The sequence below is a fragment of the Nocardiopsis oceanisediminis genome, assembly GCF_048595525.1.
Lineage (GTDB): Bacteria > Actinomycetota > Actinomycetes > Streptosporangiales > Streptosporangiaceae > Nocardiopsis_A > Nocardiopsis_A oceanisediminis.
On record NZ_JAFMZJ010000001.1, the window covers coordinates 4798053 to 4811026 of the forward strand.

The window sequence follows — 12974 nt, forward strand, 5'->3', positions numbered from 1 at the left end:
CCGTCGTTCAGGCCGCCGCGGCACCGGAGGTGCGCGCCCCGACGGAGTCGAGGATCTCCCCGGCGCGGACGGCGACGTTGGACAGCAGCGACGAGGAGATGCCGTGCGTGTGCTCGGTGCCGCCCTGCAGGTAGATCCCGCAGGTGACCTCGTCGTCGGTGATCAGCCGGTAGTCGCGGCCGACGGCGTGCCGGCCGCGGGCGTCGGTCGCCACGTGCTCGGCGAGCCCGCCGAGCAGGGAGAGCGGGGCGGCGGGGTGGTAGCCGGTGGCGTAGACGACGTAGTCCGCGCGGAGCGGCCGCTGCTTGCCGGAGGGCAGGTGCTCGACGGTGAGGGTGACGCCGTCGGTGTCCTCCTCGACCCCGGTGACGCGGGACAGCTTGTGCATGTGCAGCCGCTCGGTGCCCAGCACCCGGTCCTGGTAGGCGGCGCGGTACATGCTCTCGATCAGGTCGGGGTCGACCACCGAGTAGTTGGTGTTGCCGTGGTAGCCCATGATCTGGGCCTTGGTCTCCTCCGAGGCGTCGTAGAAGGCGTCGACGGCCTCGGGGTCGAAGATCCGGTTGGCGAACTGGCTGTCGTCGGAGGGGCTGTAGCCGTACCGGGAGAACACCGCGTTCACCTGGGCGCCGGGGAAGCGGCGGTACAGGTGGTCGGCGACCTCGGCGGCGCTCTGCCCGGCGCCGACGACGGCGAACGAGCGGGGGGCGGCGCCCTCGCCGAGCGCCTCCAGCCGGTGCAGCAGGTACTCGTTGTGCCAGACGCGCTCGCCGAGCCGGACGCCCTCGGGCAGCCGCGGGGAGAGGCCCGGGGCGATGACGAGGTTGCGGGCCCGGGTGCGGTGGGTGCGCTCCCCGCCGGGGCCGGCCTCCCGGGCCAGCACGTCCACCGCGGAGATCCGGCCGGCGGCGTCGCGCACCGGCTCCACGCCGACCACCTCGGAGCCGTAGCGGACCGACTCCCCCAGCCGGCCCGCGCACCAGGCCAGGTAGTCGTGGAACTCCGAGCGGAGCGGGAACAGCGTCTTGTGGTTGATGAAGTCGTGCAGCCGCCCCGCCTGGTGCAGGTAGCTGAGGAAGGAGAAGTCGCTGGCCGGGTTGCGGGTGGTGACCAGGTCCTTGAGGAAGGACACCTGCATGGTGGCGTCGTCCAGGAGCATCCCGCGGTGCCACCCGAACTCCTGCTGGCGCTCGTGGAACACCGCGGTCGGGGCGGTGCGCCCGGGGTCGGCCGCGGCCTGCTCGCGCCGCTCGCGCAGCGCGATCGCGAGGGCGACGTTGGACGGGCCGAATCCGATGCCGGCGAGGTCGTGCACCGGCGGGGCGTCCGTGGTCCGGGTGGTGGTCACAGTGGTCCTTTCGAAAGGGGCGGTCGCGGTGGTCGCCGGCCGTGGTCAGCCGGCCGCGGCGGTGCTGCGGTCGGTGGCGCGGACGCCGTCCAGGGCGGCGTCGGTGGTCAGCGCGACGCCGCAGCGCCGGGCGACGTAGCGGACCGCGAAGTGGTGGTCCTCGGCGGTGAAGTCGGCCATCGCGTCGGCGACGAAGAACGGCTGGATGTCGCGCATGAAGGCGTCGGAGGCGGTGAGCAGGCAGCCGATGTGGGCGTAGACCCCGGTGACGAGCAGCTGGTCGCGGCCCATGGCGGTGAGGCGCTGCTCCAGGTCGGTCTGGGCGAAGGCGCTGTAGCGCCACTTGGTGAGGAGGGTGTCGCCGGGCTCGGGGCGGACCGAGTCGTCGATGGAGGTGTGCTCGGGGACGGCGCGCATCCCGCTGCCCCAGAAGTCGATCTCCAGGCCGCGCCGCTCGCGCGTCATGTCGCCGGGTTTGGCGGTGTAGACCACCGGGACGCCGGCGGCCCGGCAGGCGGCGGCGAGGCGGGCGATGTTGGCGGTGGCCCGGTTCAGCGGTTCGGCGCCGTGCGCGTAGGGCCGCAGGAAGTAGCGCTGCATGTCGTGCACGAGCAGCACGGCGCGCTCGGGCTCGGGCCGCCACTGGGCGCGGTTGTCCGGGAGGCGGTCCGGCGCCGGCGGCTCGTAGGGTGCGATCTGCGGCAGGGACATCGGGGTTTCCTCGGTTCCTCTCTGGGTCGCCGGTTCTCAGTGCCGGCCGGCGGTGATCGCGTCGGCGATGGCGGCCCGCAGGTCGCGCTTGCTGACCTTGCCGACGCCGGTGGCGGGGAACTCCGGCACGACCTCGACCCGGTCGGGGATCTTGTAGGCGGCCAGGCCGCGGCCGCGCAGGAAGCGGAGCAGGGCGGGGCGGTCGAGCCCGTCGCCGGCGCCGTCCCGGGGGATGACGTAGGCGCAGGCGCGCTCGCCGAGGTAGGGGTCGGGCATCGCGACGACGGCGGCGTCGTGCACCCCGGGGTGCGCCAGGAGGTGGTCCTCCACCTCGTCCGGCGCGATCTTCTCGCCGCCCCGGTTGATCTGGTCCTTGACCCGGCCCTCGACGGTGATGTGGCCGCCGGGGCCGACCCGGACCACGTCGCCGGTGCGGTAGAAGCCGTCCGGGGTGAACGCCCTGGCGTTGTGCTCGGGGGCGCGGTAGTAGCCGCGGATGGTGTAGGGGCCGCGGGTGAGCAGCTCGCCGGGTTCGCCGGGCGGCACCTCGGCGCCGTCCGGGCCGACCACGCGCAGTTCGTCGTCGGGGGAGATGGGCCGGCCCTGGGTGCCGGTGACGGTCGCCTCGTCGTCCTCGTCCCGGGTGTAGTTGACCAGCCCCTCGGCCATGCCGAAGACCTGCTGCAGCCGGCAGCCGAGGGTGCCGGCGACGCGCTTGGCCGCCTCGGGGGCGAACTTGGCGCCGCCGACCTGGAGCATCTTCAGCGAGGAGAGGTCGCGGTGGGCCTGGGCGCCGCCGTCCACCGCGTCCAGCCAGAGCATGGCGACCGGCGGGACCGCGGCGGCGAGGGTGACCCGCTCCCGCTCGATCAGCTCCAGGCAGGTGGCGGGGCTGGGGTCGGGGGCCAGCACGGTGCTGCCGCCGGCGTGCATCACCCCGAGGAATCCGGGTGAGCTCATCGGGAAGTTGTGCACGACGGGCAGCGCGCCGAGGAAGACCGTGTCGGGGGTGAGCCCGCAGATGTCGGCGCTGGCCCGGACCGAGTACAGGTAGTCGTCGTGGGTGCGCGGGATGAGCTTGGGCAGTCCGGTGGTGCCGCCGGAGAGCTGGAAGAACGCGACGTCGGAGGGGTCCGCGTCGAAGAGCGCCGCGGGGTCGGCGGCCTCGGCGCGCAGCGACTCCAGCGGGACCGCGCCCGCCTCGGTGAGCGCCGCGGGGTCGGCGGCGCCGGCCCCGATCACGGAGGGGGCCTCCCCCTCGCCGGCTTCGGCGGCGACCTCGCGGGCCATCCGGACGTGGTCGAAGGGGCCGCGGGCGGCCGAGACGACCAGTGCCCGCGCGCCGGTCACCGCGCGCAGGTGGCCGATCTCGGCGGAGCGGTGCGCGGGCAGCGCGTAGACCGGCAGGGCGCCCAGCCGGAACAGCGCGAAGACGACCTCGAACACCTCGGGGACGTTCGGCAGCTGCACCACCACCGGGTCGCCGGGGCCGATGCCGAGCCGCCGGTGCAGGCCGGCGGCGAGCCGGTCGGCGCGGGCGTCCAGTTCGGCGTAGGTCCAGCGGCGGTCCCCGCCGGCCACGGCGGTGCGGTCGGCGAAGCGGCGGGCCCGGTCGCGGAGGAAGGCGCCGAAGGTCTCGCCGGTCCAGTACCCGGCCGCGCGGTAGCGTTCGGCGAACTCGGCGGGCCAGGGGGTGCATCCGTCGCGCATGGCAGCGGGTTCCTTCTGTGGTCGGTGCCCGGGTCGGGGCGGTCGCGGTCGGCTCGGGCGGGCTCGGCCCGCGGTTCCTCGGCCGGGTGGAGGGGGTCGGGGGCGGAGGGGCCCGGGGTCACAGCGCCCGGTTGATGCCCAGGGCGAGGAGCAGGGTGCGCAGCTTGGCGGAGGTCTCGTCGAGTTCCTCGGCGGGGTCGGAGCCCTCGACGATGCCGCCGCCGGCGTACAGGTCCAGCCCGTCGCCGCTGATGTCGGCGCAGCGGATGGCGACCGCCCACTCGCCGTCGCCGGAGGCGTCGGTGTAGCCGACCGCGCCGGTGTAGAAGCCGCGGTCGAAGGGCTCGAGGCGGGAGATGGCGCCGCGGGCGGCGTCGGTGGGGGTGCCGCAGACCGCCGGGGTGGGGTGCAGGGCGCGGGCCAGCTCCACCGACGGGGTGTCGGGGTCGGCCAGCTCGCCGGCGACCCGGGTGGACAGGTGCCACATGGTCGCGGTGCGGATCAGCTCCGGCTCGTCCGGGACGTCCAGCCTGCCGCAGAACGGCCGCAGCCCTTCGGCGACCGCGTCCACCACCAGGGCGTGCTCGCGGCGGTCCTTGGCGGAGCCGAGCAGCTCCACGGCGTTGTGCTGGTCCTTGGTGGGGTCGGCGCTGCGCGGCCGGGAGCCGGCCAGCGGGTTGGAGGCCGCGCGCCCGCCGCGCTTGGCGACCAGCAGCTCGGGGCTGGCGCCGATGAAGGTGCGCGGGCCGGGCAGCTCGGCTCGGGGCGGCAGGTTCATCGCGAAGGTGAAACCGGCGGGGTCGCGCCAGGCGAGGTTGCGCAGCACCTGAGCGGCGTCGACCGGGCCGGGGCCGATCAGGCGCAGGCTGCGCGCCAGCACCACCTTCTCCAGGTCGGGGCCGAGCTCCCGCACGGCGCGGTGCACCGCCTCGCGGTGCTCCTCGGGCTCGGGCAGCGCCTCGGCCTTCCACGGGCCGGGCAGGGCGCGGCGCTCGGCCGCGGCGTCCCGGGCGGAGGCCAGGGGCGGCGCGGTGTGCACGGCGGCCGGCACGGTCAGGTGGGCGGGGGCGTCCGGGGCGAAGGGGACGGCGCCGATCGCGACGGGTTCGCGGTGCCATCCGGCGTCGCGGACGCCGCGCAGCATCTCCGGGACCCGGGCGAGGTCGTCGGTGGTGTCCAGGGAGCCTTCGCCGAGCAGGGTGCGCTCGGGGGTGGCGATCAGCGACATGCCGGGGGCGTAGGCCTCCAGCAGGGAGGACGGGGAGGACGGGTGGTGGGGCACCGTTCGGCCTTTCTGGTGGTGTGCCTGCGCTGCCTCAGCAGGGGGTGGCCCCGCCGTCGACCCGCAGGTCGTGTGCGGTGACGTGGCGGGCGTCGCTGGAGGCGAGGAAGCGCACCGCGGCGGCGACGTCCTCCGGTGCGGCGATGCGGCCCAGCGGGATTCCGGTGCGGAACAGCGCCGGGTCTCCGGCGACGGTCTCCGCCGCGCCGTCGGGGCCGGACCACATGCCGCGCTGCATGGGGGTGTCGGTGGATCCCGGGGAGACGACGTTGCAGCGCACGCCGCTGCCGGCGACCTCCAGGGCGAGCGCCCTGGTGAAGGCGGCCGCGGCGGCCTTGGAGGCGCCGTAGGCGGACAGGCCCGCCCGGGGCGTGGTGCCCGCGTTGGAGCCGACGGTGGTGATGGTGCCGGCGCCGCGCGGGACCATCCGGTTCGCGGCGGCGCGCAGAACGTGGAAGACGCCGGTGGCGTTGACCGCGATCAGCTCGGCCCAGTCGGCGTCGCTGGTCTCGGCCCCCGGCCCGGTCCGCAGCACGCCGGCGACGCTGACGGCGTGGCGGACCGGGCCGAGGTCGCGCTCGGCGGCGGCGAACAGCTCCTCCACCGCCTCCGGGTCGCGCACGTCGCAGGGGTAGGGGCGGACGTCGTGCCCGTCCGCGGCGAGCCCGGCCGCGGTGCCGCGCAGCGGCTCCTCGGCCCGGTCGGCCGCCGCGACGCGGGCGCCGGCCTCGGCGAGCGCCCGGGCGACCGCGGCCCCGATGCCCTGCCCGGCCCCGGTGACCAGGGCGACCGTTCCTTCGATCCCGTTGTGGGACACCCATCCCCCTCGGTGTGAAACAGGCAGCCATTCCCCACTAAGGCAATGCTTACCTAAGCGAACCGCCCGTCAGTCTGGGGCGACGCCGCGTATCGTGTCAACCCACCCGACCGCCCTGACCGGGGGCGAAGCACCTGCACCGGCCGCCGGCACCGACTCCGACCTGCCCAAACGGACCAAGGTGTGGCTTACCTAATTCTTCGCGAAAGGGGACACTCCACACCGATCCGGTCCGGCAGGAGTACCGCCGGCGCCCCACCCGGAGAGCAGGGGCGGACCCGGGACCGGCCTGCTGGGAGCGCTTCCGCGCGGGCCCCTCCCTCCCCGGCGGCGCGGGAGGGCCGGGGTCCGTCCCGGACGGGGAGAGCGCCTTCCCGGCACGCTGGGGCCCGCCGGAAAGCGGAGGACAACGCGGCGCGACCGCCGCGCGTCCCCTCCCCTGTACCCCGCTCCCCAGAGGAAGGCCCCGCCCCGAGATGCCCCGCCCACGCAGACCCCTGCCCCTCGCCGCCACCGCCCTGCTCGTCCTGGCCGCCGGCTGCGGCGCCCCGGCCGAGCCCCGGGACGACCCGGAACCGGGATGCGGGGCCGCCCCCGCCTCGGCCGCGCCGGACGGCGCGCTCCCCGGGGACATGGACGGCGACGGGCGGGAGGACCTCGTCGCCTCCTACGACCTGCCGGAGGAGGGCACCGGGTACATCGCCGCCGTGCCCGGCGGCCCGGACGGCCCCGACGCGGAGCGGACCTGGACGCTGCGCGCCGGCGAGGACGGCGTCCCCGGCGGGGGATCGGCCTTCGGCGACGGCGCCCTGCTCGGCGACTTCGACGGCGACGGGCACACCGACATCGCCGCCGCAGGCGGTCCGGAGAGCGACGCCGAGGACGCACCGGACATGCCGGTCCTGCTGTGGGGCGGCCCGGACGGCCCGGACGGCGGCGCCCGGATCCCGCTGGAGGAGTCCGCCCGGCCGAGCGCCGTCGGCGACTTCGACGGCGACGGCACCTCCGACCTGCTCGTCCAGCACGGCTCCTACAGCGGCCCGAAGGGCAGCGTGCTGTACGGCCCCTTCGGCCGCGACGGCGCCCCCGCCGCCGAGCGGGACGGGGCCCCGGCCTCCACCGGCGGGATCGACTACTCCTTCATCACCGGGGACCTGACCGGCGACGGCTGCGACGAGGTCATCGGCTTCGGCTCGTTCGAGGAGATGGCCTACGACACCCAGGTGTGGCGGGCCTCGGAGCAGGGCTTCACCGAGGGCCCCGCGCTCACCACCGCCGACGCCGGGGCGGTCGCCGACGTCGACGGCGACGGCCACGGCGACCTGGTGGTGCGCGACATCGGCGAGACCGTGGAGGACGCCCCCTGGCAGGAGAGCACCGTCCTGGTGTTCCCCGGCGGCCCGGACGGCCCGGCCGAGCAGGCCTCCACCGAGCTGACCCTGGACTCCCCGGGCGTCCCCCTCGACTCGGACGTGAGCGACCAGTTCGGCGCGGTGCTCGCCGCGGGAGACGCGGACGGCGACGGCCACGGCGACATCGCCGCGAGCGTGAACCGCCCGGCCGGAGGCGACCCGGCCATGGTCGACCGGGCCGACGTGATCCTGCTGCACGGCGGACCCGACGGCCTCACCGGCGACGGCTCCGAACTGCTGCGCCCGGAGGACGCCGGGGTGCGGCCTCCGGACGGCGCCGACCGGGGCGACCCGCTCTACGACGCCTACAGCGAGATCCCGCGGACCGGGCTGCGGTTCCTGGATGCCGACGGGGACGGCTCCGACGAGATCGCCGCCACCACCCCGCTGGCCGATTCCGACGGATACCGGGAACTCGCCGGGCCGATCTGGTTCTTCCGCCCCGGCGGCGGCCAGGCGCCCTCCCCGCTCCTTCCGGAGGACCTCGGCGCCCCGGAGCGGGGCGGCCGCCTGGCCGCCGGCTGATCCCGGGCGGCGGGCCGGGAGCGCGCTCCCGGCCTCGGCCGGACACGCGGGCCCGCCGTCCGGCGAGGCGGAGCAGGGCCTGAGCGCGATGCCCGCCCCTCCTGCCTCGGCGAGGCCGGGACCGGACCCGGCCGGACCGCGCGCCTCCGCCCCCGCCCGCGAAGGACCGTTCCGGCGGCGCCCCTCCCCTCCCGGTCCGGGCGGCCGCACCGCTCCTCCCCCGGGAAAGGCAACGGAACGCGTCCGCCGCGCGTCTCCCTCCGGTACGCCCCTCACCGGAAGGCCCCGCCCCGCCCATGCCGATCCCCCGCCTCCCCCTCGCCGTCGCCGTCCTGCTCGCCCTGTCCGCCGGCTGCGGACCCCCGGCCGACTCGGAGCAGGCGGCCGGATGCGGCTCCGCCGCGGCCGGCCCCGGCACCGGTCGGGCGCGCCCCGCCGACGTGGACGGGGACGGCCGCGGCGACCTGGTCGCCGCCTTTCCCGCCCCCGCCGGCGGCGACCGGCCGGAGCAGGGGCTCCTCGCCGTCCTCCCCGGCGGCGAGGAGGGACCGGCCCCGGACGCGGTGCGGCTCCTCCGGCCCGGTGGGGAGGTCCCGTACTTCGCCTCCCCGGACACGGCCTTCCGGGAGGCGGCCTGGACCGGCGACTTCGACTGCGACGGCTACACCGACATCGCGGCCGTGGACCACCCGGGGAGCGGCGCCGGCGGTGCCGAGGCCGCGCCGGTCCTGCTCTGGGGCGGCGAGGACGGGGGCTCCGAAGGGGCGAAGGTCCCGGTCGGGGAGTACGCCGACCTCTTCGCCGTCGGGGACTTCGACGGCGACGGAAGCTCCGACCTGCTGGTGTACAACCCCAACGACGACACGGTGGGCCGGGTGCTCCCCGGCCCCTTCGGCCGGGACGGGAGGCCGGCGGCCGAGCCGCTCCCCGGGCCGGAGTCGGGCGATCCGGCGGAGTACCGGCTCATCTCCGGGGACCTCGACGGCGACGGCCGGGACGACCTCGTCGGGTTCGGCTCGTTCGAGGACACGGCGTTCGACACCCGGGTGTGGCTCTCCGGGGAGGACGGCTTCGCGGAGGGCCTCCGGCTCATCCCCGCCGACGCCGGGGCGGTCGCCGACGTCGACGGCGACGGCCACGGCGACCTGGTGCTGCGCGGCATCGGCGGGAGCGTCGAGAACCCGCCGTGGCAGCCGGGCCGCATCGCGGTCTTCCCCGGCGGCCCGGACGGCCCCGCCCTCGAACCCTCCGCCGAGCTGACCCTGGGCTCCCCGGGCGTCCCCGGCGAGGAGGCCGACGGCGACCAGTTCGGCGCGGTGCTCGCCGCGGGCGACGTCGACGGCGACGGCCGCGCCGACATCGCCGCGAGCGCGAACCGCCCGGCCTCAGCAGGCCCGGCCATGCTGGACCGGGCCGACGTGGTCCTGCTGCGCGGCGGACCCGACGGCCTCACCGGCGAGGGCGCCGAGCTGCTGCGCCCGGAGGACGCCGGGGTCGAGCCGCCTCCCGGCGGGAAGCACGCCGGCCCCGGCCACGACCCCTACGACGAGATCCCCCGGACCGGGCTGCGGATGCTCGACACCGACGGCGACGGCGCCGACGAGATCGCGGTGACCACGTCCTTCCCCACCGACGGCGGGACGGCGGTCCGGCCCGCCCCGATCTGGTTCTTCCGCCCCGGTGGGGACGGCGGGAGCGCCGCTCCCGCCCCGCTCGCCCCGGAGGACCTCGGCTCCCCGGGAGGGGCCGGCCTCCTCGCCCCCGGCTGACCCCGGGCGGACCGGGGCTCCCCGGCCCGCCTCCTCCAGGGACGCCCCCGGCCCTCCCCCCGCACCGGTCAGGCCGCGCAGAACACCGCGGTGACCGAGGCGAGGAGGGTGGCGTAGTCGGGCGACCGGTCCGAGGCCGCGACCATGGTCAGGGTCCGGCCGTCGTCGGAGCGGTAGGCGTAGGTGCGGTACCCGAGCAGCTGGCCGCCGTGGCCCCACAGCTCGCCGCCGCAGGGGGCGTCGAACCGCTGCAGCCCCAGCCCGTAGTGGGAGCCCATGCCCATCGGTTCGGTCCTGCGCATCTCGGCGAGCGCGTCCGCGGAGGTGAGTTCGGCGGAGAGCAGGGCGTCCAGGAAGACGGCCAGGTCCCGGGTGCTGGAGACCATCTCGCCGGCGGCCCGGTCCAGTGACGGGTCCATCTCCGTGACGTCGACGGTGCGCCCGTCGCCGAGGACGTCCTGGGCCCTGATCGCCGGTTCCGGGACACCGGGATCGGTACCCGGGAGCACGGTGTCACGCAATTCCAGCGGTCCGATGATGCGCTTCTCGACCTCCTCTCCGTACGGGTTTCCGGTGACCGCCTCGATCAATTCACCGAGCACCACGTAATTGGTGTTGGAGTAGCGGAACCCCTCCCCCGGCGGGAAATAGGGCGGGTTCTCGAACGCGGTCCGCAGCAGTTCGCCGGAGGAATGGGAGCGGAACCGGTCCTCACCCCGCCAGCGGTTCGTGGACATTCCCGGTTCCTTCATGTAGTCGTACAGCCCGCTGGTGTGGTCGAGCAGCCGCCGCACGGTGACCGACTCCCCGCCCGGGACGGTTCCGGGCAGGTGCTCCTCCACCGGGTCGTCGAGCCCGATCCGCCCCTCCTCGGCGAGCTGCACGACCACCGTCGCGACGAACGTCTTGGTGACGCTGCCGATCCGGAACCGGGTGCGCCCGCCGAGGCCGCCGCCCTCTCCGGGGACCGCCTCCCCGGCGGTCCAGACCTTCTCTCCGGAGGAGTCCGTCACCTGGACGATCACCCCGGTCGCGCTGCCGCCCGCGATCCGGTCGGCGACGAACCCGATGCTCTCCTCCCGATATGCGGTGACCGCCACCGCCGCGGCGGCCACCAGCGCTGCGACCGCCGCGGCGGTCGCGATTCCGATCCTCTTCGCCTTCTTCACGCCGATGACGATAGGAACCGGCACCGCCGCCGCACCATTGCGCGTTTCCGCATTTCCTCCTGCGGAGAACCGCAGTACCGGGCGGCCCGCCGCAGCAGCGGAGCACCCCTCCTCCCCGGTCACCGCCGGGGAGGCCGCGGGCCGGGGCACGGCCCTGCGGCACGCCGGGCCCCGGCCGCACCGGAGCCCTGCCCGTGCGTCCCCGCCCGGCCGCTCCGAGGCGCCCGGTGCGCCCGCACCGCCCCCGGGACGGTGCGCGGCGCCGGCGGCGGCCGGGGCGGCGGGGGCGCCGCCGGCGCGGGGAAGTCCGCCCAGACGGTGAGGCCCGGGCACGGGCCGGGGCCGGCGTCCGCCGGGCGGAAGCCCCAGGCCAGCGAGAGGGAGGCGACGAGGAGCAGGCCGCGGCTGCTCTCCGCCTCCAGCCACTCGGGGCCGAGGTAGGCGGGGACGCGGGGGCGGGTGGCGGCACCGCCGGCGTCGGTGACCGAGAGCCGGAGCCGGTCCGCGCCGGCCCAGGACAGGGCGCGGACGGCCCGGCCCCCGGCGGCCCCGGTCGCGGTGTAGCTGACGGCGTTGGCGAACAGCTCCGAGGCGCACAGCTCGACGTCGGCCACCAGCCGAGCCGGGAAGCCGGCCAGGTCGGCGCGGACGTCGCGGCGGAGCCGGGCGGTGTGCCGCAGCGCACCGGGGTAGGCCCGGGGCTCCCAGTGCGCGAGGGGGCGGACGGCGGTCGGCGGGGAGACGGACATGCGGACACCTCCAGGGGCGAGAGGGCGGTCGTTCCCTTGCTGGCCCGGACGGCCCCGCCCGGGGGCGGGGCGCGGCCCGGCGGAGCCGTGCGGCGGTGCGCGGCCATCGCGCACCGCGGGCCGCCGCGCCCGGGGCCGTACGGGACCGGGCCGGCCGCGCTCCGGCCGGGCCGGGGGCCCGACCCGTCCCCTCCAGGGCGCGGGCGCGGGAGAGGAGAGGGGACGGCGGCGGGGAGGCGGCGGCAGGGCGCCGTGCGGACTGCTCATGCCTCGAAGGTAGGCACCTGCGGCCGCCCGCGGGGAAGGACTTCTCCGGCTGTGGACAACCGCGGACACGACCGGCGGGTTCTGCCCTCCCCCGGAACCGGCCGCCCCTGCCCGGCGACGGCCGGAAGGAGAGCGGTGCGGGCCGTGTCCCGCCGCCCCGGGAACGCCGGCCGCCGGTGCCCGCGCCTCCCGCGCGGGCCGTCCCGGACGCGCGCTCCCCTCCCCGGTGAGTAGCGGACCGGCCCCGCCTGGGTGGGCGTACTCAGGCGGGCGGAGGCGGCGGCGCGCACCCTGGTGCCATGGACACCACCAACGTGATCAGCGCACCGGTCGCGGCGGCCCCGGTCACCCGGGCGAAGTGGGCGGCGGTCCGCTTCGCCCTGGGCACCGCGGGCCGGCTCAGCACCGGCATCTCCATCGGCCACCGGCACGGCTTCGACAGCGGGACCATGCTGGACTACGTCTACCGGAACGAGCCGCACGGGCGGTTCGGCGTCGGGCGGCTCCTGGACCGGGTGTACCTGGACGCCGTCGGATGGCGGGCGATCCGGGCCCGGCGCCGGCTGCTGACCGAGGTCCTGCGCACCGAGATCGAGCGCCGGGAGGACGTGGTGCGGATCCTCGACGTCGCCGCCGGCCCCGGCCGCTACCTGCAGGACCTCGCCGAGGACCACCCGCACCGGACCCGGGTGCTCTGCCGCGACCTGGCCCCGGACGGGCTGGTCCGCGGCGAGGCCGCCGCGGCCGAGCGCGGCCTGGCCAACATCGCCTACGAGCGCGGCGACGCGCTCGACCCCGCCCCCGCCCCGCTGCTCGGCGGGGCCCCCGACGTCATCGTCGTCTCCGGCCTCTACGAGCTGCTCCGCGACCCGGCGCTGGTGTCCGGTTCGATGAAGCGGCTGCGCGGCCTGCTCGCCCCGGGAGGCGTCCTGGTCTTCACCACCCAGGAGCGCCACCCGCAGCTGGAGTTCATCGCCAACGCGCTGACCGACCGGAACGGCGAGCCGTGGGTGATGGACTGCCGCCCGGCCGGGCTCACCGAGCGGTGGGCCCTGGAGGCCGGCTTCGCCTCGGTCGCCACCGAGCGCGAAGAGGTGGGGCTGTTCGCCGTCACCTCCGCCCGGGGGTGACCGCGGCCGCGCCCCGGGCCGCTCCGGCCCCGCCTTCGGCGCGGTGGAGCGGTCCGGCTGGGAGGCGCACGACCCCGGTGGCCCG

Annotated in this window: 10 protein-coding genes; 3 read left to right on the top strand and 7 right to left on the bottom strand. The window is 76.7% G+C overall.

What is annotated here, in order from left to right; genetic code table 11:
• Window positions 1–7: 7 nt before the first annotated feature.
• The 5 genes from J0910_RS21030 to J0910_RS21050 all read right to left on the bottom strand — a co-directional run bounded on the left by J0910_RS21030 (window position 8) and on the right by J0910_RS21050 (window position 5868).
• On the bottom strand, window positions 8–1348 hold the full coding sequence (locus J0910_RS21030; protein ID WP_420160266.1) for a lysine N(6)-hydroxylase/L-ornithine N(5)-oxygenase family protein: 1341 nt from the start codon (window positions 1346–1348) through the stop codon (window positions 8–10).
• Between the two features lie 45 nt (window positions 1349–1393).
• The gene (locus tag J0910_RS21035) at window positions 1394–2059 is read right to left on the bottom strand and encodes an isochorismatase family protein (protein WP_420160267.1); all 666 of its coding nucleotides are present in this window, start codon (window positions 2057–2059) and stop codon (window positions 1394–1396) included.
• Window positions 2060–2095: 36 nt separating this feature from the next.
• Window positions 2096–3769: a (2,3-dihydroxybenzoyl)adenylate synthase gene (locus tag J0910_RS21040; protein WP_420160268.1), complete on the bottom strand. Its 1674-nt coding sequence runs from the start codon at window positions 3767–3769 to the stop codon at window positions 2096–2098.
• Window positions 3770–3887: 118 nt separating this feature from the next.
• The gene (locus J0910_RS21045; protein WP_474646602.1) at window positions 3888–5051 is read right to left on the bottom strand and encodes an isochorismate synthase; all 1164 of its coding nucleotides are present in this window, start codon (window positions 5049–5051) and stop codon (window positions 3888–3890) included.
• Window positions 5052–5085: 34 nt separating this feature from the next.
• Window positions 5086–5868 carry a 2,3-dihydro-2,3-dihydroxybenzoate dehydrogenase gene (locus J0910_RS21050; RefSeq protein ID WP_420160269.1) on the bottom strand — a complete coding sequence of 261 codons (783 nt, stop codon included), beginning with the start codon at window positions 5866–5868 and terminating at the stop codon, window positions 5086–5088.
• A gap of 476 nt (window positions 5869–6344) precedes the next feature.
• Between J0910_RS21050 and J0910_RS21055 the strand changes: the two genes are divergently transcribed.
• Both J0910_RS21055 and J0910_RS21060 read left to right on the top strand, forming a co-directional pair.
• Window positions 6345–7805, top strand: a complete 1461-nt coding sequence (locus J0910_RS21055; protein WP_420160270.1) for an FG-GAP repeat domain-containing protein — start codon at window positions 6345–6347, stop codon at window positions 7803–7805.
• A gap of 296 nt (window positions 7806–8101) precedes the next feature.
• Window positions 8102–9574, top strand: coding sequence for an FG-GAP repeat domain-containing protein (locus J0910_RS21060; RefSeq protein ID WP_420160271.1), 1473 nt, complete (start codon window positions 8102–8104; stop codon window positions 9572–9574).
• Window positions 9575–9642: 68 nt separating this feature from the next.
• On the opposite strand, the gene J0910_RS21065 is transcribed toward J0910_RS21060, so the two are convergent.
• Both J0910_RS21065 and J0910_RS21070 read right to left on the bottom strand, forming a co-directional pair.
• A complete protein-coding gene (locus J0910_RS21065; RefSeq protein ID WP_420160272.1) occupies window positions 9643–10743 on the bottom strand; it encodes a serine hydrolase domain-containing protein in 1101 nt (366 codons plus the stop codon).
• Between the two features lie 119 nt (window positions 10744–10862).
• A complete protein-coding gene (locus J0910_RS21070) occupies window positions 10863–11492 on the bottom strand; it encodes an ATP-binding protein (RefSeq protein WP_420160273.1) in 630 nt (209 codons plus the stop codon).
• 566 nt (window positions 11493–12058) lie between these two features.
• On the opposite strand from J0910_RS21070, the gene J0910_RS21075 reads away from it, so the two are divergent.
• Window positions 12059–12889, top strand: a complete 831-nt coding sequence (locus J0910_RS21075) for a class I SAM-dependent methyltransferase family protein (RefSeq protein ID WP_420160274.1) — start codon at window positions 12059–12061, stop codon at window positions 12887–12889.
• The last annotated feature ends 85 nt before the right edge of the window (window positions 12890–12974 follow it).